Consider the following 24,377-nt stretch of genomic DNA (forward strand, 5'->3'; position numbering starts at 1 on the left):
GATTAAGCGCTATGCTTACATCAACATATAGTGCTTGGTGAATCCCGATAAAATAGAATTCTAATAGTGGAGTGTGATTATGACCGCGCGTGAACCTCTAATGCCGGTTCTACTTGAAAAGGTATATAAACTGATTCAAGACAAACTCGAACTTGCTCAACGACCTCTGGTCACTCAACTCGCTCAACATCTGTTTAGCAACATTGCACATGATGATTTAATTGAGCGCAACGAATCCGATTTATATGGTGCTGTAGTCAGCCTTTGGCATCATGTAAATGATAAAAAACCTCAAGATATTTCAGTTAGAGTGTTTAATCCAACAGTCAGCAAGCAAGGTTGGCAATCAACACATACCATCGTAGAGATGGTGATACCAGACGGTCCGTTTTTGGTTGATTCAATTAAGATGGCGCTGACTCGACTTGATCTCGCTTCGCATTTGATGCTTCATGGTCCGACACAGATTAAACGTAATAAGCAAAATGAAATCGTAGGCATCAATAATGGCGAAGGTGATCTTCTTTCTTTGTTCCATATCGAAGTTGATCGCTTAAGTGATAAAGAAGCAATGACCTCGCTTAAAAACGAAGTCCTGTCGATGTTGACTGACACGCAACTTGTGGTAGCCGATTGGAAACCGATGGTCGATAAACTTAAATTAGTGACCGATCAGGTTGAAAAGCAGCAAGGGAAAGTTAAGATCGAACGGGATCATTATGAAGAAACGATCAAGTTTCTTCGTTGGCTAGGCGATCATAATTTTACCTTTATGGGTTATAAAGAATACGACTTGATCAACGAAAATGGTGAGATGGAACTAAAGCCTACTAGCGAGAAAGGTCTTGGTTTGTTTTCCGACCCTAAGCGTGTTCGACGAGTCAAATTATCGGAATTCCCTGATTCCGCTAGACTTGAAGCAGAAAAACCATTCCTTCTTATCGTGACAAAAGGTAACACGCCTTCTCGTATTCACCGTCCGGCATATACAGATTACATCGGCATCAAGACTTTTGATAAAGACGGCAAAGTGGTTGGCGAGCATCGGTTTACTGGTCTGTATACATCGGCTGTGTATAACCAAAGTGTTTCGGGTATTCCACTAGTTCGTGAAAAAGTAGAACGTATTCTAGAAGCAAGTAGTTATCGACAAGGCTCATATTCATACAAAGCCTTGCACAACATCTTGGAGAATTATCCTCGCGACGAATTGCTGCAAGCGCGTGAAGGGGAGCTACTGGAAATCGGCATGGGCGTTGTGCAAATGCAAGATCGTGACATGTTGCGATTGTTTGTGCGAAAAGACCCGTTTGGTCGTTTCTTTAGCTGCATGGTCTATGTGACGAAAGATCGATATAACACAGAGTTGCGTCGTCAAACCCAACGTATTCTTAAGCAGTATTTTGGGTGCGATCAAGAAGTAGAATTTACGACTTATTTTTCAGAAAGCCCACTGGCGAGAACTCACTACATCGTGCGGGTAGATAACAACAATATGGATGTGGACGTTAAAATAATTGAGCGAAACTTAGTTGAGGCTTCGTCAACTTGGGATGACCGCTTATCAGATGCGATAGTGGCAAATTTTGGCGAAAGCAAAGGGCTGCCACTGTCGAAAGAATATATGCGAGCATTTCCACGCTCATATAAGGAAGATGTATTACCGGGTTCAGCGGTTGCAGACATAGAACGCTTGGAATCGCTGAATGACGATAACAAGTTAGGTATGTTGTTTTACAGGCCGCAAGAGCTGGCGAGCGACTCAAAAGCAGTTCGTCTGAAACTTTATCATCGCGATGAGCCGATACACTTATCCGATGTGATGCCGATGCTAGAAAATCTAGGTTTACGAGTGATCGGTGAGTCACCATATGAGATCCGAAAAGCCAATGGTCGCGTTTACTGGATCTTAGATTTTTCAATGCTGCATAAGAGCGAGAAGAGTGTCGATCTTCGAGAAGCTCGAGATCGATTCCAGCAAGCTTTCTCCTCGATATGGCATGGGCAGATTGAAAGTGATGGTTTCAATAGATTGGTTCTTGGCGCCTCACTAACGGGGAGGGAAATATCCATTCTCCGTGCTTATGCTCGGTATATGCGCCAAGTCGGATTCCCGTTCAGTCAACAATATATTGAAGACACGTTAAATCACCACCCCGAACTCGCAAGTGATCTTGTGCTGCTGTTTAAGAAACGTTTTGACCCTAAATTACGCGGTAGTGAAAAAGGTCAGAATACCTTAATGACTAAAATCACCGATCAACTTGAGTATGTAGAGAGTCTCGATGACGATCGTATCATTCGACGTTATATGGAGATGATTACTGCAACCCTACGTACTAACTATTATCAGTTGGATCAAAACAAACAACCGAAACCTTGGTTGGCTCTAAAGCTTAAACCAAGTGATATTCCGGAAATACCTCAACCGGTACCGGTATTTGAGATCTTTGTTTACGCACCAGATATTGAAGGTGTTCACCTACGTGGTGGGAAAGTGGCCCGTGGCGGATTACGTTGGTCTGATAGGCAAGAAGATTTTCGAACTGAAATCCTAGGTTTAGTTAAAGCCCAACAGGTAAAAAACACCGTTATTGTACCAGTGGGTGCTAAAGGTGGTTTCGTCTGTAAACGTCAGCCAAATCTAACCTCTCGTGATGAAATCTTTGCAGAAGGTCAACGTTGTTATAAACGATTTATACGCGCTTTACTTGATGTATCAGATAACATTGTTGATGGAGAGGTGTCACCACCGAAAAATGTCGTACGCCATGATGCTGATGACCCATATCTTGTTGTTGCCGCAGATAAAGGGACTGCAACATTTTCAGACTTAGCTAACTCGGTCTCGGCAGAGTACAATTTTTGGCTTGGAGATGCTTTTGCATCTGGCGGCTCAAATGGTTATGACCATAAAGCAATGGGTATTACCGCCAAAGGTGGTTGGGAATCTGTTAAACGTCACTTCCGTGAAATGAATATTGATTGTCAAACGACCGACTTTACCTCGGTGGGTATTGGCGATATGGCAGGAGATGTGTTTGGCAATGGTATGTTGCTATCTAAACATACGTGTATGGTTGCAGCCTTTAACCACCTACATATCTTCATTGACCCAAATCCAAATGCTGCACAAAGTTGGCAGGAGCGTGAGCGTCTGTTTAATCTTCCTCGATCGAGTTGGGAAGACTACAATGTCGAATTGATTTCTACTGGTGGTGGCGTATTTTCTCGCCGTGCTAAATCAATTGCTTTGACACCAGAAATACAAAAAATGCTGGGTACAAAGAAAGCATCACTCGCCCCGAACGATCTTATAAAGATGATCTTATCAATGAAAGTTGATCTTTTATGGAACGGTGGGATCGGTACCTATGTTAAAGCCTCAACAGAAACCCATACTGACGTAGGTGATCGTGCAAATGATGCACTTCGAATTGATGGAAGAGATCTAAAAGCAAAAGTAGTCGGTGAAGGCGGCAACTTAGGTATGACACAGTTGGGACGTATTGAATATGCATTGAGCGGTGGACGAGTTAATACCGATTTTGTCGACAATGTCGGTGGTGTTGATTGTTCAGATAACGAAGTGAATATTAAGATCTTTCTCAATAGTCTCGTAGCCAATGGGGATCTAACCGTTAAGCAACGAAACACAATTCTTGAATCGATGGAAGATGAAGTCGGTGAGATTGTTCTAAATGATGCTTATTGCCAAGCCGAATCGATTTCTGTTGCCGATTACCAAGGTGTTTCCTTAGTAAAAGAACAAATTCGATTTATTCATGCGATGGAAAAAGCAGGGTATCTAGATAGAGCCTTAGAGTACATCCCAGATGATGAAACCCTTGTCGAGCGTGAAAAACAAGGACTTGGTCTAACTCGTCCAGAGCTTTCAGTATTAGTTGCTTATGGAAAAATGGTACTGAAAGAAGAATTGGTAAATGACGATATCGCCAATGATGAATTTCATGCACAGCAACTTAAGAACTACTTCCCAAGCGCGTTACGACGTAACTATTCTAGTCAAATGAATACGCATCCTCTTCGTCATGAAATAATCGCGACTGCACTTGCCAATCAAATGGTCAATGAAATGGGGTGCAATTTTGTTACGCGTTTACAAGAAGAAACGGGGGCAAGCGTTGTCGATATCGCCAATGCATATGCCGCATCGCGAGAAATATTTGGTTTAGGGCAAATTTTGGAACAATTGAGAGAGTTAGATAATGTTGCTACAACCTCTGCTCAATATGACATGATGTTTTCAGTCCGCCGAACACTTCGTCGTCTGAGCCGTTGGATTCTGCGCAATCGCACGGGTAGGCAGTCGGTCACCGTATTAGTCGATCTTTATCAGCGCGATGTTGATCAAGTTAAAAGCTCATTAGATCAACTATTGGTGCCACTAGAGGTTGAAGATCATAATCAACAGGCTAAAGATTGGATTGAGCAGGGTATTAGTTCTGAATTAGCTAATTATATCGCTCGTTTATCAAGCTTGTACTCAGTACTGGATATATCAACAGTATCTAAAGAAAAGGGCACTAGTATTGAGAAAACGGCTCAACTCTACTTTAGTTTGGGCGATCGACTTTCACTCCATTGGTTCTTGAACCAAATTAATAATCAAGCAGTCGATAATCATTGGCAAGCTTTGGCTCGTGCAGCATTTAGAGAAGACTTAGATTGGCAACAACGTTTGTTAACTGCTCAAGTTTTAAGTTGTGGATGCCAGCCGGAAGAGATCGACGTAATTCAAGCTCTTGATGACTGGATAGAGAGCAACAATCTCTCGCTTCATCGTTGGGAAAGCATTTTGAATGAGTTCAAAGTGGGATCTGTGCATGAATTTGCAAAATTCTCTGTCGCGTTACGCGAATTGATGCTTTTAAATTTGAATTGTTCTGCAAATGAGTAAATAATAGCGCCCCGTTCATACGGGGCTTTTTACTATCGGAGGCAGAATGCTTTACCGTCTAGCCAGGACTGGCTTTTTCCAACTTGATGCTGAAAAGGCACATGATTTAGCAATTCAAAATTTCAAGCGCTTTAACGGCACTCCTCTTGATCTCTTCTATCGTCAACAACTTCCACATCGTCCAGTAGAATGCATGGGTATTACATTCCGTAATCCAGTCGGTCTTGCTGCTGGCATGGATAAAAATGGCGAGTGTATTGAAGCATTTGACGCAATGGGATTTGGTTTTGTCGAGGTTGGTACTGTAACTCCTCGTCCACAATCAGGGAATGACAAACCGCGTTTGTTCCGTTTGCTAGGAGCAGAAGGGATTATTAACCGAATGGGTTTCAACAATTTAGGTGTTGATAACTTGATTGATAATATTAAGAAAGCAAAATTTGATTGCATACTTGGTATTAATATCGGTAAAAATAAAGATACGCCAATTGAAAAGGGAACCGACGATTATTTAATCTGTATGGAGAAAGTGTATGAGTATGCTGGCTATATTGCAGTCAACATATCATCACCGAATACTCCTGGGTTACGAACTCTTCAATATGGTGAAGCATTAGATGAATTGTTAGCTGAACTTAAAGCAAAGCAATTAGAGTTAGAAGAGAAACATGGTAAGTATGTTCCTTTAACTTTAAAGATCGCGCCGGATCTTAGTGATGATGAAATCAGCCAGATTTGCCAATCTTTGATCAAGCATAATATTGATGGCGTTATTGCAACCAATACAACGTTAGATCGCGAAGTCGTGAAAGGGATGAAATATGCCAATGAAGCGGGTGGGTTAAGTGGTCGTCCTGTTCAACTTCGAAGTACGGAAGTTGTTCGTCTTTTATATAAAGAGCTCGGTGATGAACTACCAATTATTGGTGTAGGTGGTATCGATTCTTTTGTTTCCGCAAAAGAGAAGATGATGGCTGGCGCTAAGTTGGTTCAAGTCTATACAGGTTTTATTTACCACGGACCGGGCTTAGTAAAAGATATCGTTAAGAACATCTAATTACAGTGACATTGTCACTGATAGATAATTGACTAATCTATTGTATTTTAAAGAGGGAATGAGAATTCATTTCCTCTTTTTTTTTTGATCGTAGTGCATACACTTTCGCATAAAGAGGGAAAGGTAATTTTAATTGTTACCTATATTCACCTACAGAATGAGATTGGATTGATGCTTAAACCCAGCGACAAATGGACTTGGTACTATGACGATGCTAACCAGCATTTGATGCTGGATTTGGGCAACGACATGGTTTTCAAGACAAATCTGGCCAGAAAACTTATTGTAGAGTGCGCAGTGGGTATTAATGAATTCACTGTTGATGATGCATCTTCATTTCAAACCTATAAAGAGCAGATTTCACATCTTGAGTTATCTGAACCACGCCAAGCTGAGCTAGCGCTATATTGCGTGGCTGCAAAGAGATTCCACAAGCCAGTTCAACCAAAGAGCTGGTTTTTCGATATGTTATCCGACGGTTCGATATTGCCAACAGAAGGTGACTTCATTAGTTTGGAGAATACCCATGGAAATGGCGTCTTTATCGTATTAGAAGTAGGAGAGTGTGCTAGCTTGTGTGCGTCAATTAATTTGGACGAATTCAACTTGAATGGCAGTAAAGCTCTTCAATTTGGTCAAGCTATCAAAGTAATGCATGATCGGATGCAAATCATCAATCATCGTTTCCTTACTCAGCCTATGAGATTAGTAGGCTAACTTTACACTTTCGTTCCTTAATATTCATTTTCCACCGGCCTATGTGCCGGTTTTTTTTGCTTTTCATTCTATCCAGTCAAATGATTTGGTTCATATCCTATGTGATTTCTTCGACAAAATTGCGACAAATTAACTATTTTTTGTTCGATTGATTTCCAAAATATAATCCTGATAGACCAGTAAATTCCTCAATTAGCCCATTTCTGTAAGTAAATTACAGCAAATAAACTGGTTGGTATAGACCAAATTTCAAGTGAATAAGCATTCACTATCGCGGAGGCGCCCATTTATTAGCAGTATTGGTATCGAATCGATTTGGTCTGTTGTTCGTTGTGGATTGATGGTTTGATCGTCAAATGACAGGTTCTGATGGAGAAAATTGAGATTCAATTAACGAAATTTGACTAGGGTCAGGTATAATGCCGGGTCATTTATCAAGAACACTAGAGCACTATGCATCAATATCTTGCAGTAACTTCAAACGGGTTAGAGAACCTGTTAGTAGAAGAACTAACAAAACTAGGCATTGCCGACGCTAAGCCAGTACAGGCAGGGGTGAGGTTTAAAGCGACAAAAGAACAAATCTATCGCTGTTGTTTATGGAGCCGTCTGGCTTCTCGTTTTGTCCGTATCTTGTCTGAATTTACCTGTCAAAATGATATGGATCTTTATCTTGCGGCTTCGGCGGTGAACTGGGTTAATCAATTCCATAGCTCGAAGAAGTTTGTGGTTGATTTTAACGGCACCAACAACGAGATACGTAATAGCCAATACGGCGCAATGAAAGTGAAAGATGCAGTAGTAGATTGCTTCACTAATAAGAATCTTCCGCGTCCATCGATCAGTAAAGATCTTGCAGATCTTCGCGTTCACGTACGACTGCATAAAGATAAAGCGTTGCTAGGTATTGATATGGTTGGTGGCGGTTTGCATCAACGTGGTTATCGTGAGCAAGCGGGTATGGCACCATTGCGTGAAACCCTCGCTTCTGCGGTAATATTGCGCAGTACTTGGAATGAAACGCAGAACTTCTTAGACCCTATGTGTGGCTCAGGTACGCTTGTAATTGAAGCGGCTATGATGGCAGCAAATATCGCTCCTGGGCTTAAGCGTAAGGCGTGGGGCTTTGAAGTGCTTGAAGACTTTGACATTGAACTATGGACGGAGATTAAATCTGAAGCGTCCGTTCAAGCTCGTCGCGGCGTCAAAAAAGTTGACGCTAAATTCTTCGGTTTTGATAACGACGAACGCATTATTAAGACCGCGCGTGACAATGCCCGTCGTGCAGGTGTAGAAGAGCTAATTACATTTACTGTTGGTGATGCAGCGCAGCTTAAGCGCCCAGAGTCATTTGTAGATGGTGTGATTGTATCTAACCCGCCATACGGTGAACGTTTGGGCACGCACCCAGGTTTGATCGCGTTATACACAGCATTCGGCGCCCAGCTAAAGTCACAGTTTGGTGGTTGCCAAGCTTCTATTTTCTCTGCTTCTGATGAATTGCTTAGCTGTCTGCGCATGCGTGCTGACAAGCAGTTCAAATTGAACAATGGTGCGTTACCGTGTCACCAGAAAAACTATCAAATTTCTGAGCGTGTGGTAGAAGCTGTAGGTGACAGTGTCACTGAGGTGGTTATTGCGCCAGACTTTGCTAATCGTTTGAAAAAGAACATCGGTAAAATCGGTAAATGGGCACGCAAGGAAGAGTTAGATTGTTACCGTATTTATGACGCTGATTTGCCTGAATACAATGTTGCTATCGATATTTACCTTGATAACCTTGTTATTCAAGAATACGCAGCGCCGAAAGATGTTCCTGAAGAAAAGGCGAAACGTCGTTTAACGGATATTATTCGTGCCGCAATTCAAGTAACGGGTATTGAAGCCAATAAAGTTGTGTTGAAAACTCGTGAAAAGCAGAAAGGTCGTTCTCAGTATCAAAAACTGTCGCAACAGTCGCAAAAAATGCAAGTTACTGAATATGGCGTGCAGTTGATCGTTAACCTTCACGACTATTTAGATACAGGCTTGTTCTTAGATCACAAACTTACCCGTCGCCGTTTAGGTGAATTGGCAAAAGGGAAAGATTTTCTAAACCTTTTCGCTTATACCGGTTCAGCGACTGTGCATGCAGCTTGTGGTGGTGCGCGTTCGACAACTACTGTTGATATGTCTAATACGTATCTTGAGTGGGCGAAAGAGAACATGCAACTCAATGGTCAGATAGGGCGTCAGCATCAATATGTACAAGCTGACTGTCTGCAATGGTTAGAGAAAGCGACAGGCAGTTATGATTTAATCTTCATTGATCCGCCGACATTCTCAAATTCTAAACGGATGGAACAGAGCTTTGACGTTCAACGTGATCATATTCAGTTGATGCGCAATCTGAAAACACTGTTGGCGCCTGAAGGAACAATCGTATTTTCTAACAATAAGCGCCAGTTTAAAATGGATATGGAAGCCCTAAATGAATTGGGTTTGGATGCGAAGAATATTTCTTCACAGACATTGCCTTTGGATTTCTCGCGAAATAAAAATATCCATAACTGTTGGCTCATCACACATAAAGGTTAACGGAATAACTATTGATTATCTTATATAGCACGGAAGGGTGTCATCTCTGTGAGATGGCACTAGCTTTAACGCAACAATTAAACATTTCACTCCCAATCGAAGTGGTCGACATTGCTTTTAATGACGAGCTATTTTCTCGTTACGGCGTAACCATTCCCGTATTAGCATATGAGAAAAGCGAGTTGAATTGGCCCTTTGAATTGCATCAATTACAGGTTTGGTTAGAGAATAATGGCATTACTTACCATAAATAATGGTTTTTTAGGCTTCGGCGATCGAGAACTTTTGGATCACGTTGACTTTGCTTTGCAAGAAAATGAGCGGGTATGTCTCGTTGGACGCAACGGTGCAGGCAAATCAACATTGATGAAAGTGTTGACCGGCGACGTGATCATGGATGACGGCAAATTGACCATTACTCAAGATGTGGTAATTTCGCGCCTTGAACAAGATCCACCACGTAACGAAGAAGGGACCGTCTTCGATTATGTTTCAGCTGGTTTGGCTGAAGTTGGTGAACAGCTTAGGATCTATCAAGATCTGTTGGATCTTATTGGCGTTGACCCAAGTGAAAAAAACATCAACAAGTTATCCCGCGTTCAAGAGCAATTAGATCATCTAGGTGCATGGCGATTCGAAGACAGAATCAATAATGTTTTAGCGGCATTAATGCTGGACGGGCATACCAAGCTTACTGATTTATCGGGTGGTTGGCAGCGTAAAGCGGCACTAGCAAGAGCGCTGGTTCGTGATCCTGACGTTTTGTTGTTGGATGAACCAACAAACCACCTTGATGTGACTACAATTGAATGGTTAGAGGGCTTCCTAAAAGACTTTAGAGGCTCAATCATCTTTATCTCGCACGACCGTACATTTATCAAATCAATGGCAACTCGTATTGTCGATCTTGACCGCGGTAAATTGACTTCCTTCCCTGGCAACTATGATCAGTACTTGGTTGATAAAGAAGAAGCGCTGCGCGTCGAAGAGATGCAAAATGCAGAGTTTGACAAGAAACTTGCTCAAGAAGAAGTATGGATTCGTCAGGGTGTTAAAGCCCGCCGAACTCGTAATGAAGGCCGAGTTCGTTCACTTGAGAAGCTGCGTGAAGAACGCCAAGATCGTCGTGAAGTGCAGGGTAAAGTGAATCTACAGATTGATGATGCGAATCGCTCTGGCAAGATCATTTTCGAGGCTGAAAACCTGCATTATTCAATTGATGATCAAATCATCGTTTCCGATTTCTCGTTCAATATAATGCGCGGTGATAAAATCGCCCTTATCGGACCTAACGGATGTGGTAAGAGTACATTATTAAAGCTGTTGCTTGGTGATTTACAACCTTATTCTGGTCGTTTGCATTGTGGAACCAAGCTAGAAGTTGCTTACTTTGACCAATATCGTGAAGCACTGGATCCGGAAAAATCGGTAATTGATAATCTTGCTGATGGCAAACAAGAAGTGACGGTTAATGGACGCCAGCGCCATGCATTAAGTTATCTACAAGACTTTCTATTTGCTCCACATCGTTCACGTACGCCAGTTAAGGCGCTTTCTGGTGGTGAAAAAAACCGTTTGTTGCTAGCGCGACTTTTCCTTAGATCAAACAATTTATTGATACTTGATGAACCAACCAACGATTTAGATATCGAAACATTGGAACTTTTGGAAGAATTGCTTGCCAACTATCAGGGCACACTTTTGTTAGTGAGCCACGATCGTCAGTTTGTTGATAACACAGTGATGACCAGCTGGATCTTCGAAGGTAATGGAGTAATCGAAGAATTTGTTGGTGGTTACCATGATGCTCAGCAGCAGCGCACTCAAGTTAAGCAAACTCGTTCGCTTGAAAAACCAGCAAAAGAGAAAGCGGTAGTTGAGGTAACTCCCAATTCGGTACCCGTGAAATCAAAGCCGAAGAAGTTATCCTATAAACTACAACGCGAGCTCGAAGAGCTGCCAGCGAAACTAGAAGAGCTAGAATCACAGATTGATTCGCTGCAGGAGTTGGTCAATGCTGCTGATTTCTTTAATCAAGCCGTTGATAAAACTCAACCCGTATTAGATAAGCTTGCTGCGGCAGAGCAGGAGCTTGAAGTTGCCTTCGAACGCTGGGAAGAGCTAGAAGCAACACAACAGGAAAGTTAATGTTTTTATGAGAAGTAACCTATTTAAATTATCGGCTGTTGCAGCAACAATCGTTGCCTCGTTTGGCGCGAATGCTGCGCTTTATAATGTGTATGAGTACCTTCCAGCAGATACTCAGGCTAAAACATATGGTGTGGCTATTCAGCCATCTACTGCGGATTGTTGGGGAGCGATTGACTGTTCAACCACGCACACAACAGATGAAAAAATTGCATTCGAAGAACAGCGCTACAATCAGGGCTTCGACTACCGTGATGAAGCACCTTTTCGATATACTGCGGGTTTTGACTATCTTGAAGATAACCTTACAGGTTTCGATAGTTATTGTAATAACTATCTTAAGTATAATGAAACTGCATGTGACAGCTGGGCTAGTGAGCAATTTACAAACGGTTATGAGCAAGAGCTAAATGGTATCAACAATTCGCTAGCTTATATCGAAAGCAATGCTGATCGTGTTTATAGTGCTAAAAACAACGTTATAGTCAATAGCTTCGCTAGTGCTTCTGGTGACGCAATGGGTACATATTACGACGGTGATTTGGCGAAGCGCAGTATCGCTTATGAGGGGGGCACCTTATTCGATACTACTGGTTATACCCAAAGCAAAGTTTGGTCGAAAGATGGCACTTATTCAGTTGGTAGTGTAGGTAAACTTTATTCTGGAAATGATTACACGTCCAATGCGGTAATTTGGGACGGTACGAGTATACATAAAGTTATTGGCAATGACAGCACCGCTTCAGGTCGCTCCATCGCTCAAGGTAGTGCCCGTGACATCGCCAAAGTTTTAAGTACGGTTTACGCGGTTGGATATAGTTCAGATGGCGATCGACGACCAGTAGCCTCAGTGTTTCTTCTAGATGGTACAAAGAAATTAGTGACGTCATATTCTGATTCCGCATATCTAAATTCACTATTTACTCATATCAATAGCAATGGTATTGCCATTGGCGAGCGTAAACATGCGACGGGTGTGGATGGTTCTTTAGCTAACCAATTGTTCTACATCACTGATCCTGCAAACCCTAACGGTACTGTTCATGATTTCTCTGGTGGGATCTTTTTCAGTGGCGCTAACGGTAAAGCCGGCGCGATCAACGATCACAACGAAGTTGTAGGTCAAATTGATTATCAAAAGCACAATGAAATTGGCGGTGGTCCACGAGCTAAACGTGCATTTGTTACTACAATCGGGAATGTTTCAACTTCGCCACTTAAAGGTCAATCGCGTTATCTTGACGACTTGACTATGGGCTCGAACGCTGGTGCTCTAGCTACAAATAATCAATATCGTATTATTGACGCTACCGATATTAATGATGCCGGAGTTATTTCGGGAACGGCCTATTTTTGTTCTTCTGGCTATGATTCAGAATCTATAAATTCAACATGCAATGGCGGAACACCAGGTGTTGAAAAGATAGTTGCTGTTAAATTAGTTCCAATTCAAGGGGCTACGAGCAGCGACATTCAAACGAGACCGGTTGATGTGACGAAAATTGACCGTCAAGGCGGTTCACTAGGGTGGTTGGCATTAAGTCTGTTAGCTCTGTTAGGTTTTAGACGCAAGCAATAGATAAAATTGTAAACTAAGGCACGGGCTCACAGTTTTGAGTCCGTGCCTTTTTTTTTGCTTGAGAAAGGAGGATTTTTGTTCGATTCTTTAATGGTGGAGTAATAAAAGCGCCACACTTATTTAATAGTAGTACTTAGATACACCCGTATTGTATGAGGACGACACTATGAAGAGACAAAAGCGTGACCGCCTAGAACGAGCTCAATCTCAAGGTTATAAAGCTGGGATAAATGGACGCTCAACAGAGGCTTGCCCATATCAACAGATGGACGTTCGTTCATATTGGCTTGGTGGTTGGCGTGATGCCAGAGAAGAAAAATCTTCTGGTTTGTATAAGTAATTTATTCTCTTCACATACAGCATAAGGAATGAGCCCCGTAAGGGGCTCTACAACAATAAGCTGACGCACTATAACTAAAAGTCTTGGTAAAAAATAAACGACTCCTGTGAGTCGCTTATAAATATTATTACTGATTAAAATGAAGATGTATCTTGGAAAAGACCAACTTTCAAATCTTTTGCTACATAGATTTCTTTACCATCTACAAGTACTCGACCATCAGCCAAGCCCATAACCAACCTACGGTTAACTACACGCTTCATATGAATTTCATAGGTAACTTTTTTAGCGGTAGGTAGAATTTGACCAGTAAATTTTACTTCGCCTACACCTAGTGCGCGACCTTTACCTTTGCCACCAACCCAGCCTAAGAAAAAGCCAACAAGTTGCCACATTGCGTCTAAGCCTAAACAACCAGGCATTACAGGGTCACCTGGGAAGTGGCAGTCAAAAAACCACAAATCAGGAGTAATATCCAATTCAGCCACAACCAGACCTTTACCAAAATCGCCTTCAGTTTCAGACATCTTAGAAATACGATCCATCATCAGCATATTAGGTGCTGGAAGTTGAGGATATCCTTCGCCAAATAATTTACCTTGGCTAGAAGCGATAAGATCGTCGCGATTATATGATTCACGTTTGTTTTGCATTAATCAATTACTCCAATTTTTGATAGCTGCATATTAGAGAACAGCTGTTGACCAAACAAGTCCGATGAGTGCTAGTTGAACCAGTTCCTCAACCTTTCTATTAAAGGTTCGCGCTGTTCATGTCTTTCAAAGTTTTCAATACGTTCTGCTATCTTACTAATAACGCTAGTGTCATCATCACCACGGAATGGTTTACCCATAATGATTGGAATTGCTTGGTCTACGGTTTCGACAGACCATATATGAAATTCATTGTTCTTAATGCTTTCAACCACATCTTTGTGAAGCGCAAGATGTTTTAAGTTTGTTTTGGGTAATATAACACCTTGTTTTCCAGTAAAACCTTGGTGTTTGCAGACGTGATAGAATCCTTCTATCTTTTCATTCAGCCCGCCCACAGCTTGAATTCGACCAAACTGATCAACGGCACCAGTGACTGCAATCTGCTGGTTAATAGGGTATTCGGATAGAGCACTCACAAATGAACACAGTTCCGCCAACGTTGCGCTATCACCATCAACTTCGCAGTAAGACTGTTCAAAAACGACCGATGCAGAGTAAGGTAAAGGCTCATCTAGTTTCAAAGCACTGGCAACGAAGGCCTGCATAATCATCATGCCTTTCGCGTGAAGATTACCACCAAGTTCGGCTTTACGTTCCACATCAGAAATATCACCATCGCCAAAATGGATAACACATGAGATTCGCGCAGGTTCACCATAACATTGAGGGTGTCCCGAGACTTCAATTACTGTTAAGCCGTTCACCTGACCGACACACTCACCTTGAGTTTCGATGATCACCTGACCATCAAGGATATCTGAGCGAGCACGCTCAGGTAAGTAAGCTTCTCGATAGTGTTTGGCTTCAAGCGCTGCATCAATGTCGTTATCAGTTAGTTCAGACTGATTAGAAAATGTCGCAGCTTCGTGGAAGAGAGACAAATACCACATAATATCTAATGGCATATAGCGTTGGTCTTCGGTTTGACGAGCGCCGGCAACCATTAATCGATGTACAGCTGCAGGAGTTAATCTCGGAAGATCGTTGCAATCAGCAATCCAATTCAAGTGCCCTAAATAGCATTCAATTGTTTGCGAGTTTAACGCAAGTTCTAACTCGACCTCGCTATATAAAGCAAAGCCAGAATATATTTCAGAATCTAGGTACTCAAATTCAGCTATCTGTTCACGATCACCAACCAATATTACTTTCACATTTGTTTGATAGATTGGCTCATCAGCGGCTAAGCGGGCAGGGTTGGCATTGATTGGACTGGCATAACCGGTAAGAAGAGCCGCCTTAAGCATAAGCCAACCAGCTGGATTCGCGAGCAATGCTGTGACGGGTAAAACGATAAAACCTTGATGCGCTTTTTCTAATAATGCTTGTCGGCGCTGTATAACATTTCTATCTTTATCAACGTTGTATGTGCCAAACAACACTTTAGTGTCGATAGATTCAGTTGTTGCCACAACTGAATGGCTAGATTTGAGTTCAACCACTTGCTTAATGTGTCCGCGATAAAAGGCATTGTCGGGTGCGTTTAAGACAAGCAGATGATTTATACCTTTTAATGACGCGAATGTTTCAATTGTTTTGGTTAGGCGGGGCTGAGCTATAGAAAAATCAACGCAGGGCAGAGTATTGATTCTATTGATGGCTTGATCGTATTCATTATATTGCGGCGTAACGGCTTGCCATTGTTCCTGGATCATTCGAGACATTCATTTGTACAAAAAGGTGACAAATTATATAGGAAAATTGCGTTGGCTTATACCTTATATATCAAATTCATTACTACCTGATACTCGATCTAAGTCGAGATTTAAATCGTTGCGGATTGTCAATTATTCTCGTTTGGGTTACGCTGTCACTAGGATGTTAACGGGTTATAATCAAATGAAATATCAACAGCTTGAAAACTTAGAATGTGGTTGGAAGTGGAAATATCTGATTAAAAAATGGAAAGAAGGCGATAAAATCACTCGCCATATTGATAGCAGTGAAGATAAATTTGCTGTTGACCAGTTATGCCAGCTTGAGCACGAGCCTACAAAAGTTCTTGAATGGATCGAAGAAAATATGGCTTTGGAGCTTGATAATAAGCTTAAGCAAGCTATTCGCGCGAAGAGAAAACGCCATTTCAACGCAGAACAAATACACACCAAAAAGAAATCGATTGATTTAGATTACCGCGTTTGGGAAAAGTTATCATATCGAGCGAATGAACTTGGTTGTACATTGTCTGATGCCATTGAATATTTATTATCAGAAGCATCGCGAAGTGAAAAGGCGTCTAAAACCGTATCAAGCCTAAAAGAAGATTTGAGCAAATTGTTGTCTGATTAAGGATGAGAGAAAATGCTTTATGTAATTATCATTGCGGCACTGGTTATTTTTTGGTTAGTAGCAGTTGACAGACCGGTATTGAAGGTCTGTTTTAAGCAAGGGCATATAGTTAAAACCAAAGGACATTTCCCAGCGAAGTTTCAACACAATTTGCTCGAAATTGGTGATCAGACGCCATTTGATGGTGAAATTAAAGTGTACCAATTAAGAGCTGGACCAAAGTTAGTATTCTCAAAACAAGTACCGAAAAAAATTCAGCAGCGCATTCGTAATATCTTTCCACATCAAGGCTTTAAGTCTAAATCAGGTAAGAAGGCGAGTTAGCGAACAAATTAGTTACAGGAAAATTCACCGTCGTTCTCAGCTAATGGAGTTACATTCCGTATTAGATAGACTAGCCATTATGTTAAATACGGAGGTGCTCGATGAGACTGCTGATATTTCCCTCTATAATTCCTTCCAATAGCGGAAAACTGAACGTTAAAACACTCGCATTGATAAGACGCGATACTGGTCTTCTCGGGTTCTGTGACGCTTATATTTATACGTAACAAAGTAAAAAGACGCTGATTCAAACTGTGTAGAGCCTCAAGGGAAGCTAGGACGCTCAATAGTCGATTTAGTTACACAGTGCCAGAAAAGATGATTCGGATACACATATCACGATAAAACCGGATTAGTTTGATTTGAGTGACGCGGTAACAGTTTGCTCGGTAGAAAAATTGTAATTCTCTGGGATTGAACAGCAATAATTAATGCCAATCAAAGCAACTGAGTTGTTCAATGCTTTTTGTTTTACAGAGAAGGTAGAAGATCCGTGAGTCGAAATAAACCTGGAATACTTAGATGAATGTAGCCGACATATTTCAACTTATTGCTAGGCTGTCACGCTGACCGCAACGATGAACCAAGCATCAAAGCACAGTTTAACTGGTCGGTATTTCAATGAGTTGCAGCCAGTTGGTACTGGTGGTTTCAAGCCCTGTAAAAGCATCATCACAGTGCGCATTATGCTTCGTTAAGTTAAATGCAACGTGCAGCATAATAATTTTTCAAATTTTAAACTCTCTCACTTTTGAAAGAGATAATCATGAAGTATCACGAAATGACTAAAAATTTCATTTTTCGTGAGTTTGAATGCGGTATGTCCATTGACGAGACAGCAAAACTTTGTTTTAAAAGCGTGAGGACTGTCAAGGAATGGGACAAAGGAAAAGAGATACCTAAAGAATGTAAGCGGCTAATGCGCAATCAAACCCGCCTAGAGCTTTCAAATAGTGATGAGTGGAAAGGATTTCGCATGAACAATCAAAAATTAGAACTGCCTACTGGGCAAAGAGTATCACCGCAAGAGATTCTAGCTGGTATCGGTCTATTACATATTGGGTCAGAATTAGAGTTAAAAACTAGCGTTAAAATACTTAAGTATGCGAGATCTATTGCAAAACTAATAGACTGAAACAAATGGCTCTTGTATAGAGCCATTTTGAAAAATTCTTAATTGCCGAGTGAATTTTAACCAACGATTGAAGGGTCTTTGTATTTACGAATAAAAATGTAATTTGTACTGCCACACCAAATGATTGGCTTACCTTCACCATCTCCACTAAAGTAACAGTTTCCGGCTACCAATACGTGTGCACCGAGAAGATCGTCTAAATCGTCAATCTCAAATATATCTTTAAACTCTTCGGCAATATCTTCGAATATTGAAATCGAAGCTGACATATATTCAGAGCTAGAGTTCAACCAAATTTTACCATCCCTCGTTTCTCCAACTGAAGCAATTGGTCCCCAGTAAAAATTAGTTTTTTCATGGTGCGCCTCTTTAGTTATTTGATCAAATCCAATAACTATGTCTCTGACATGACCGCTTAGCATTGCTTCATCGCTATTCTTGTAGAAAACTATATTACTATTTGAGTTCCTAAAGTTTTTACTCTTTACTAATCGATGCAATATTCGACGCAGTGTGAATTGCTGGGAAGAACGACGGGTTCTATCTTTTAGAACATAACGTTTGCCACCTTGACCTAATCCAGCTAACGGGTTTCTCGGTACTTCTGGAACATCTATAGCACCGCCTTGTTCTTGATCTAAGCGGACAATGATATCATCTCCACTCTCAACTTCATCTACAGACTCTGTTGCATCATCCCGATGTTCATCTGATGCAATATAGTTAATTTTGAGCGAGCATTCTGGGTCATGATGAGCGCAAAAGTGTGGAGGATGCCCATGACGACTTCCTCTTCGATACCATGCAAACTCCTCGCATTCTACACAAAGTAAGCTACGTCTCTTTAACTCTATCTCCTGTGGGTCTAGTTCACTAAACGTAGTGACTTCCCAAATCAAGTTGTCCAGTGTGCATTTCGCAAAATCCATAGCACTCTCCTATGTAAATAGTACTAACAATCAATAACTTCAATAGGGATACTATATTGATTGCTATGCAATTTGTATAACACTTGGTAACGCAGCCGTCATAAATATAAAACTAATAACCGATATTGTGAGGTAGGTACGATTAGACTTTTACCCCGTATTACTTTTCGGGATACCAAGAAAATTACGACCAGGCAATACTCACTATCGTACTCAACTGCGCCAGCTCGAATCACCGCTTCGCTATAGATTGCGACAAGCTTGTTTCGAGTCGCTCAAACAATATTGCTTGGTCTACATTTTCAATCAGTTTTGCAGGTTCAAAGAATAAAATTTTTAGGTCAGATAAAGAAAAGCCGAACCTAAATTAAAAGGTTCGGCATGTCGCTCTCAATAATAGCAAGCGAAGGAACCAGCACTCATCTTGGGAATTTACGCTGGTAGTTGTGTGCGAGAACAACACTGCTGATAGTAACTGTGTTGAGATCATTTTTCATAGATCAAATAAGGAATTTGGAATTTCCTCGAAACCCAAGTATGGGATTAGTATGCGCCTCGAAAAGCTTTTTAGAAGCATTCCACAGTTAGCCTTTACAAGGATATAAAAAGTCCAAAACCTATGGAGTTTTTATGAATCACAGAAATATGACTAATAACTTTATCTTCAGAGAACTAGAGTGTGGTCTTAATGTTGTCGAGACGGCTAATCTCTGCTTTAAAACGAGAAAAACAATTGAAGCTTGGGACCGTGGTAAAGAAATTCCCCCTGAGTGTAAAAGACTAATGAGACTATCACAGAATCGGGAACTAAGTGTTTCAGATGATTGGAAGGGTTTCCGAATGTCAAAAGACCAATTAGAAATCCCAACTGGTCAGCTTGTATTGCCTCAACAGATTGTAACGGGAATTGCATTGTTAGATATTCAATCTGAACTCGAGATAGTGACTACGTCAAAGTTGCTTAAATATGCGAGGATTTTAGCTCCGCACTTTAACTGCTAGTATGTTGCCTAATGCCTCGTGCTTTTTCTTTGTATCGAGAATCGATTGTGCCCATTGAATGAAGCCTTCCTACTAACCTTGATGTAATACTGGATTCCAAAGCGTACCGCTTATCTTTAATCGAATGCCACAAAACAAACTCTTCGGATAGTTTTAAATGTTGTTCATTTCTAACTTGAAGAGAACCTTCTTTCACAATTACACCAGTAATCAATTTTGACTGGTTTGTGCTGTATAGTTTCGTTTTTGTTGGATGCATTATATGGTCGTGCTTCGAAATAACTTTGGATACTATAGATTTAAAAAGTTTGTTTACAGCATCTCCTGAGAACGTTAAATCATCGACATAAACTGTCATTTTAACCCCATGCTTCAAGGATAAACTATTTAGTTCGTTAAACATGCGTACGTTTGCCCAATAGGCTAACGGCATACTGATTCTACTTCCTGTAGGCAAGCATTTATGACATGTGCATAAGTCAGCTAGAAATTCTGACACGTCCGGTGAGCATTTCATTACACCCATAAAAAATGAAAAGATCATTTTCCAATTGGTAGATGGAAAAAAAGACTTAATATCGGTTGCCATTAGTTTAGTTGCGTCAACATGGGCGTATGCATTCGAAACGTTGGAATGTCCTTTTTTTCCAGAATGAAGATAAGATGGGGTTTGAATGCGAGATAATAGGCTAGCGATTCTTGTATGAACTATATCTAGCTCCCTATTAGGTTTTTGTATTTTCCGCTCTTTATCTAGAAACTCAGAATAGTTCCCTTCATCTAATCGAAGAGGAGTAAGTTGGGCTAACGATGTATTCAAACGCTTGGCTAACAACTTCTTGCTTCTTAGTTTATAAAAAGGGGAGTCTTGTAAGTTATATGATTTGTTTCTAACGTCTAACTTAAGCTTTGATTTTCGAGTCATCTTTGTTTGAAATCCATTCAAATATAGAGAGCGCTTTACCTGCAAACAGTTTTCTTAATTTATTAGAATTCTTTCCCTTCTGCGGGCTGAGGCTATCTGAAAAGAAAACTAAAGATGAAACAGGGATATCGAAAGCAGTTGAATATTTAATTAAGGTATCTTTTGTAATTGGTGTCGAACCTGATTCAATTGCGATGAGTTGCTCTTTGGAAATATTTAAAATTTCTGCGACTTCACACCGAGATAGCTCATGGTATTGCCTTATTAGCCGTAAAGCCTTAGCTATCATATTAAAGTCCTTTTTTATGGTTGAAACTAGGGAAAGCACATTACTCACCGCCTTCTAAAAATTCAACAACTGAACAAATTAAATTGCCTAATCTTACGATTCGCCAAAACCATTTATACAATCTCGTTTTTAGAGTTTGTTTTTCTTGCGCTTGTTGGTCAGTATTTACACTATCGATCTTCATCGTCTTTTCCTTATACCCCAAGATCAGAAACTTAAGTTTCTTACAAACCTTGAGTTCGCCCTATAAGGAAGGGATTAACCAACACAAGTTCCCGTTCCACGCAACTTTGGTCGCCCAAAGTTGCGAATTCCCATCATGTCCATGTCATGCTATTACTGGTGCCTGCTGTACAGAGCTGTGCAATGCGACGGGGCATGGGGGGTAAAAAGTAGAAAGTATTACTTTCCGCGAGTACCGAAGCACTCAATTGATGGCGATTTTATCCCAGCACATAAATACATCCTCAATTTATCTATGATTGATATATTAGTCAATGCTCATAGTTATTGATTGCGTATAAATAACTACTTTTTTTTAATCTTTGTGTGTTTGCTATTCAATTCGTTAGGAATTTACCCCCGTAATACAGAACGGGGGTCGAGCCTCTGCCCACCATCTGCGCTCCGCCGTGCGAGCCCTCCGGCATAAGCGCACATACTGAGCAATATGCTTCAACCATTTCGTTCTCATTATCTTTTCTATGCTCTGTTCGTGTATTGGTCGTTGATTCTGGCAGGAAGGTGGCTTGTGCTTGAAACGCTTTGACTGCTATCAGTGAGTGGCACAAAGCACGCGGTGAGGGTGTACTAAACTCTACACTCGTTGATAGTGTATTTGTGTATGCAGTAGCGTTACCCGCATCTGTGTGGTGAGTGTGGTTGATTCTGTCCCTGCGGGGCTTAGACGTGCTCGATAAAGAGCACAACGCTCAATGTGCGTTTGGTGGTCTTTTCTGACTCAGAGCGAAACAAAAAGCCGAGCAAAGGAATATCTCCCAAGATAGGCACTTTGATGTTTACCTTCTGGCTATCTTTCGCGGTCATACCGCCTAATGCAATTGTTTGCCCAGATTGAACAATCAGGGTGGTGTCGACTTGTCGCTTTGACGTGACAATGTCACTCGCCTCAATAGATTTATCTACACGGCTAAGTTCTTGTCGTATCTTGAGTTGTATCATCCCGTTTCGACCGATGAAGGGCTTCACATATAACGAAAGTCCCACGTCCTTACGTTCAATGGTTTGGAAGGGTTTGTCACTTGAATCGCCTTCGGTTGTATAGCTGCCTGTGATGAACGGCAGCTCCTGGCCAACTGATATGAGTCCTTCTTTTCCATGCATAATGGTGAGTTCTGGTTGGCTGAGTAGTTCGGTTGTATCGTTTGACTCAATAAAGCGCACGAAAGCACTGAAATCATTCGAGCGAATACTGGCGTTTGGTGTGAGTGGCATAAACCCCGCAACCGAACCTTGAAAGGCGGCTTGAAGTGCTCCGGCTCCGGCTTTCATATCAACAGTCAAATCACGCAAGCTTCCATCCATTGTTTCAACAATAGCGGCGCGAACCTTAATTTGTTGCTGTGGTTGGTCAATGGTACTGAGTAACTGTTTAACATTTTGCTGCATGGATTGAGGTGCTGTGACCATTAATGCAGAGCCAGCAATGATGCTCGATACTGCGGTGACGTCCGGCACATCGAGTAAAGAAGATTGCACCTTAAGTGATTGCTGCAATGGTTCGAGTAGTTCGTTGGCAGTGAGGTGTGAAAGGCTATAAGTACGAGTCACAATGTTGTTTCCGGCTTTAAGTTTGTTGCGTGGCTGAACTCGTATCACGTTGTCGCTTTCTACATACACAAGGTTATGCGCGCGCATCACACTAAACCAAACATCTCGATAGTTATCAGCGTAACCGACTTGGTAAACCTTAACGGAGTCATTAATTTCTGGATCTACAATGATCGTTTTTTGGAATATTTCAGACGAGACGATAAAGAACTCGTCTAGCGTCTTGCCACTTAAGTTGGCGTTGTATTCTCCAAACGCTGAAAATGATGCGAGTAGGGTGAGTATTAATATTCTCATCGGTGTAATCCTCCTTGATTAAGTTCGCTGTTATTGCCACTCCTTGACTGTGAACGTTCGCGTTCTGGAGAGTGGAAAGGGTCGAAAAAACCGTATCGAGCTATGGTTTGACACGATTGGTTTTCAACGGCGTAGACGGTATTTTGCTGAGTAAAACATTTGCAGGATTTAGCGGTGGCAACACAAGTGAGTTCTGGGTAATCGAGGGCTTGCGCCGTTAAGCTGTCATAGATTGGTGAACTGAAAGGCAAAAACTCTGAGCGCGGTATAAAGTTGCTTAGATAATCAACATCGGAGCCGGCCACATGTATTTGCTCTGTCTTGGTATAGCGGTTTGATTGCGTTGGGGCAGCGTTTTGTGTTGCAGGTTCATCGTTGGCTTTCGGGTCTTGGTCAATAAAGGATTTACCTATCATGGTATGAAAGAGGATCAAGTAAATGCACAGTGCAATGACACCGACGGCCAATAGCAATTTGAACAACAGTTTTTTAAGCAGCGGATTAAATTTGACGTTGTGGGTATGCTTAATTGAACTGAGATAAACCCCATGATATTTGCTGTCGCGTTTTACCGTTTCACTGCCTACTTTTTTAAGATCAGATTTTGATTCTGGATTGAATAGCTTGTTGTGTTGATAACGGTTGATGAAGTCACGACCGAAAAACTCAATATGGGTATAGCTTTGGATACGTCGACGGATGAATTGATCAACGTCTTTGAAATCTTGGGAAATATAAACAAGGTCTTGACCACTGTGGCGGTGTGTTGCGACGAACTCAATATGGGGCGGTACTTTGGCAGCTGATGGGCGAATGGGAAAAAGGTTTTGCACCTCATCAGCTAGGATAACGGAACCCGCGGGCAGTTCATGAATTTTCAAATGGTTGCCGAACTGCATCCATGAGAGGTTCATCTCTTTAATGTCATCATAGGTGAGGTCGGATTCGTCTTTACCCAGTATGGTAAGTGCTTCGCTGTATACTTCAAGGCGCTTGGGGGAAGCGAGTTTCTTAAACCACTTAAGCCATAATGCCATTGGTTCGTGTTGGGCGTATTTAGCAGCAAGGTAAGGGAAGTCGTCCAGTTCTGCCAAACGTCCTTCATCATCAATTTGTTCAAGTTTCTTTTGAAGGGCTTTGTTGTTTAAGTTTTCTAGCCAATATTCGCCATAAAGAAAGCCTTGAAAACTGTCACACACCTCATAGTCAAACAATACACAGCGAATACCATGATAGTAAACGGGACGCCCCGCGAAATTGTCGTTTTCAATAATGAACTTAACAGCATTCAGGGTTTTTCCAGTCCCCATGCCGCCAGAGAAACCATGTAGCATGACAAAG

At 41.4% G+C, this 24,377-nt stretch carries 20 protein-coding genes; 12 read left to right on the plus strand and 8 right to left on the minus strand.

The genetic code is table 11. The annotated features are described in order from the left end of the window. Positions 1-79 precede the first annotated feature (79 nt). The 8 genes from L4C38_RS09310 (at position 80) to rmf (ending at position 13,339) form a co-directional block, all read left to right on the plus strand. A complete protein-coding gene (locus L4C38_RS09310) occupies positions 80-4,921 on the plus strand; it encodes an NAD-glutamate dehydrogenase (RefSeq protein ID WP_428797275.1) in 4,842 nt (1,613 codons plus the stop codon). 46 nt (positions 4,922-4,967) lie between these two features. Further along, positions 4,968-5,978 (plus strand): quinone-dependent dihydroorotate dehydrogenase, encoded by a 1,011-nt coding sequence (pyrD, locus tag L4C38_RS09315; RefSeq protein WP_428797276.1) that lies wholly within the window; start codon positions 4,968-4,970, stop codon positions 5,976-5,978. 171 nt (positions 5,979-6,149) lie between these two features. Then, entirely contained in the window at positions 6,150-6,695 is a 546-nt protein-coding gene (locus L4C38_RS09320; RefSeq protein ID WP_428797277.1) for a cell division protein ZapC, read from the plus strand. 453 nt (positions 6,696-7,148) lie between these two features. Beyond that, positions 7,149-9,272, plus strand: a complete 2,124-nt coding sequence (gene rlmKL / locus L4C38_RS09325; protein ID WP_428797278.1) for a bifunctional 23S rRNA (guanine(2069)-N(7))-methyltransferase RlmK/23S rRNA (guanine(2445)-N(2))-methyltransferase RlmL — start codon at positions 7,149-7,151, stop codon at positions 9,270-9,272. A gap of 11 nt (positions 9,273-9,283) precedes the next feature. Further along, entirely contained in the window at positions 9,284-9,526 is a 243-nt protein-coding gene (locus L4C38_RS09330; RefSeq protein ID WP_428797279.1) for a glutaredoxin family protein, read from the plus strand. Next, the gene (locus tag L4C38_RS09335) at positions 9,504-11,420 is read left to right on the plus strand and encodes an ABC transporter ATP-binding protein (RefSeq protein WP_428797280.1); all 1,917 of its coding nucleotides are present in this window, start codon (positions 9,504-9,506) and stop codon (positions 11,418-11,420) included. Before L4C38_RS09330 ends, L4C38_RS09335 begins: the two co-directional genes overlap by 23 nt. 7 nt (positions 11,421-11,427) lie before the next feature. Continuing rightward, positions 11,428-12,999 carry a DUF3466 family protein gene (locus L4C38_RS09340; RefSeq protein ID WP_428797281.1) on the plus strand — a complete coding sequence of 524 codons (1,572 nt, stop codon included), beginning with the start codon at positions 11,428-11,430 and terminating at the stop codon, positions 12,997-12,999. A gap of 166 nt (positions 13,000-13,165) precedes the next feature. Then, positions 13,166-13,339 carry a ribosome modulation factor gene (gene rmf, locus L4C38_RS09345; protein WP_428797282.1) on the plus strand — a complete coding sequence of 58 codons (174 nt, stop codon included), beginning with the start codon at positions 13,166-13,168 and terminating at the stop codon, positions 13,337-13,339. A gap of 134 nt (positions 13,340-13,473) precedes the next feature. Here the strand turns inward: rmf and fabA are convergent, their stop codons facing one another. Next, positions 13,474-13,992 carry a bifunctional 3-hydroxydecanoyl-ACP dehydratase/trans-2-decenoyl-ACP isomerase gene (gene fabA, locus L4C38_RS09350; protein ID WP_428797283.1) on the minus strand — a complete coding sequence of 173 codons (519 nt, stop codon included), beginning with the start codon at positions 13,990-13,992 and terminating at the stop codon, positions 13,474-13,476. 71 nt (positions 13,993-14,063) lie between these two features. Beyond that, entirely contained in the window at positions 14,064-15,710 is a 1,647-nt protein-coding gene (locus tag L4C38_RS09355; protein ID WP_428797284.1) for a S16 family serine protease, read from the minus strand. A 184-nt stretch (positions 15,711-15,894) separates the two neighbouring features. Here L4C38_RS09355 and matP point away from each other — a divergent pair, with 184 nt between their 5' ends. From matP to L4C38_RS09370, 3 genes are all read left to right on the plus strand, one after another. Then, the gene (gene matP, locus L4C38_RS09360; RefSeq protein WP_428797285.1) at positions 15,895-16,344 is read left to right on the plus strand and encodes a macrodomain Ter protein MatP; all 450 of its coding nucleotides are present in this window, start codon (positions 15,895-15,897) and stop codon (positions 16,342-16,344) included. Positions 16,345-16,356: 12 nt separating this feature from the next. Next, positions 16,357-16,668, plus strand: coding sequence for a DUF3634 family protein (locus L4C38_RS09365; RefSeq protein ID WP_428797286.1), 312 nt, complete (start codon positions 16,357-16,359; stop codon positions 16,666-16,668). Between the two features lie 766 nt (positions 16,669-17,434). After that, positions 17,435-17,803, plus strand: a complete 369-nt coding sequence (locus L4C38_RS09370) for a regulator (protein ID WP_428797287.1) — start codon at positions 17,435-17,437, stop codon at positions 17,801-17,803. Positions 17,804-17,859: 56 nt separating this feature from the next. On the opposite strand, the gene L4C38_RS09375 is transcribed toward L4C38_RS09370, so the two are convergent. Continuing rightward, positions 17,860-18,732, minus strand: coding sequence for a hypothetical protein (locus L4C38_RS09375; RefSeq protein WP_428797288.1), 873 nt, complete (start codon positions 18,730-18,732; stop codon positions 17,860-17,862). An 840-nt stretch (positions 18,733-19,572) separates the two neighbouring features. Here L4C38_RS09375 and L4C38_RS09380 point away from each other — a divergent pair. Beyond that, positions 19,573-19,734, plus strand: coding sequence for a regulator (locus L4C38_RS09380; protein ID WP_428797289.1), 162 nt, complete (start codon positions 19,573-19,575; stop codon positions 19,732-19,734). Here the strand turns inward: L4C38_RS09380 and L4C38_RS09385 are convergent. From L4C38_RS09385 to L4C38_RS09405, 5 genes are all read right to left on the minus strand, one after another. Next, positions 19,724-20,659, minus strand: coding sequence for a reverse transcriptase family protein (locus L4C38_RS09385; protein ID WP_428797290.1), 936 nt, complete (start codon positions 20,657-20,659; stop codon positions 19,724-19,726). The genes L4C38_RS09380 and L4C38_RS09385 overlap by 11 nt on opposite strands. After that, positions 20,637-20,948: a helix-turn-helix domain-containing protein gene (locus tag L4C38_RS09390; protein ID WP_428797291.1), complete on the minus strand. Its 312-nt coding sequence runs from the start codon at positions 20,946-20,948 to the stop codon at positions 20,637-20,639. Before L4C38_RS09390 ends, L4C38_RS09385 begins: the two co-directional genes overlap by 23 nt. 40 nt (positions 20,949-20,988) lie before the next feature. Next, positions 20,989-21,132: a hypothetical protein gene (locus tag L4C38_RS09395; protein WP_428797292.1), complete on the minus strand. Its 144-nt coding sequence runs from the start codon at positions 21,130-21,132 to the stop codon at positions 20,989-20,991. A gap of 719 nt (positions 21,133-21,851) precedes the next feature. After that, entirely contained in the window at positions 21,852-23,036 is a 1,185-nt protein-coding gene (locus L4C38_RS09400; RefSeq protein ID WP_428797293.1) for a type II secretion system protein GspD, read from the minus strand. Beyond that, on the minus strand, positions 23,033-24,370 hold the full coding sequence (locus L4C38_RS09405) for a zonular occludens toxin domain-containing protein (RefSeq protein ID WP_428797294.1): 1,338 nt from the start codon (positions 24,368-24,370) through the stop codon (positions 23,033-23,035). Before L4C38_RS09405 ends, L4C38_RS09400 begins: the two co-directional genes overlap by 4 nt. Positions 24,371-24,377 lie beyond the last annotated feature (7 nt).

This window comes from Vibrio kasasachensis (assembly GCF_050337565.1).
Lineage (GTDB): Bacteria > Pseudomonadota > Gammaproteobacteria > Enterobacterales > Vibrionaceae > Vibrio > Vibrio kasasachensis.

What these genes read in the sequence shown, in the direction of transcription:
- L4C38_RS09405 (WP_428797294.1), bottom strand. Translation starts at nt 24,370, where the DNA reads ATGCTACATGGTTTCTCTGGCGGCATGGGGACTGGAAAAACCCTGAAT.
- L4C38_RS09380 (WP_428797289.1), top strand. Translation starts at nt 19,573, where the DNA reads ATGTCAAAAGACCAATTAGAAATCCCAACTGGTCAGCTTGTATTGCCT.
- L4C38_RS09310 (WP_428797275.1), top strand. Translation starts at nt 80, where the DNA reads ATGACCGCGCGTGAACCTCTAATGCCGGTTCTACTTGAAAAGGTATAT.
- L4C38_RS09335 (WP_428797280.1), top strand. Translation starts at nt 9,504, where the DNA reads ATGGCATTACTTACCATAAATAATGGTTTTTTAGGCTTCGGCGATCGA.
- L4C38_RS09370 (WP_428797287.1), top strand. Translation starts at nt 17,435, where the DNA reads ATGAAGTATCACGAAATGACTAAAAATTTCATTTTTCGTGAGTTTGAA.
- L4C38_RS09385 (WP_428797290.1), bottom strand. Translation starts at nt 20,659, where the DNA reads ATGACTCGAAAATCAAAGCTTAAGTTAGACGTTAGAAACAAATCATAT.
- L4C38_RS09355 (WP_428797284.1), bottom strand. Translation starts at nt 15,710, where the DNA reads ATGATCCAGGAACAATGGCAAGCCGTTACGCCGCAATATAATGAATAC.
- L4C38_RS09395 (WP_428797292.1), bottom strand. Translation starts at nt 21,132, where the DNA reads ATGAAGATCGATAGTGTAAATACTGACCAACAAGCGCAAGAAAAACAA.
- L4C38_RS09375 (WP_428797288.1), bottom strand. Translation starts at nt 18,732, where the DNA reads ATGGATTTTGCGAAATGCACACTGGACAACTTGATTTGGGAAGTCACT.
- L4C38_RS09400 (WP_428797293.1), bottom strand. Translation starts at nt 23,036, where the DNA reads ATGAGAATATTAATACTCACCCTACTCGCATCATTTTCAGCGTTTGGA.
- matP (WP_428797285.1), top strand. Translation starts at nt 15,895, where the DNA reads ATGAAATATCAACAGCTTGAAAACTTAGAATGTGGTTGGAAGTGGAAA.
- pyrD (WP_428797276.1), top strand. Translation starts at nt 4,968, where the DNA reads ATGCTTTACCGTCTAGCCAGGACTGGCTTTTTCCAACTTGATGCTGAA.
- rlmKL (WP_428797278.1), top strand. Translation starts at nt 7,149, where the DNA reads ATGCATCAATATCTTGCAGTAACTTCAAACGGGTTAGAGAACCTGTTA.
- rmf (WP_428797282.1), top strand. Translation starts at nt 13,166, where the DNA reads ATGAAGAGACAAAAGCGTGACCGCCTAGAACGAGCTCAATCTCAAGGT.
- fabA (WP_428797283.1), bottom strand. Translation starts at nt 13,992, where the DNA reads ATGCAAAACAAACGTGAATCATATAATCGCGACGATCTTATCGCTTCT.
- L4C38_RS09390 (WP_428797291.1), bottom strand. Translation starts at nt 20,948, where the DNA reads ATGATAGCTAAGGCTTTACGGCTAATAAGGCAATACCATGAGCTATCT.
- L4C38_RS09365 (WP_428797286.1), top strand. Translation starts at nt 16,357, where the DNA reads ATGCTTTATGTAATTATCATTGCGGCACTGGTTATTTTTTGGTTAGTA.
- L4C38_RS09320 (WP_428797277.1), top strand. Translation starts at nt 6,150, where the DNA reads ATGCTTAAACCCAGCGACAAATGGACTTGGTACTATGACGATGCTAAC.
- L4C38_RS09340 (WP_428797281.1), top strand. Translation starts at nt 11,428, where the DNA reads ATGAGAAGTAACCTATTTAAATTATCGGCTGTTGCAGCAACAATCGTT.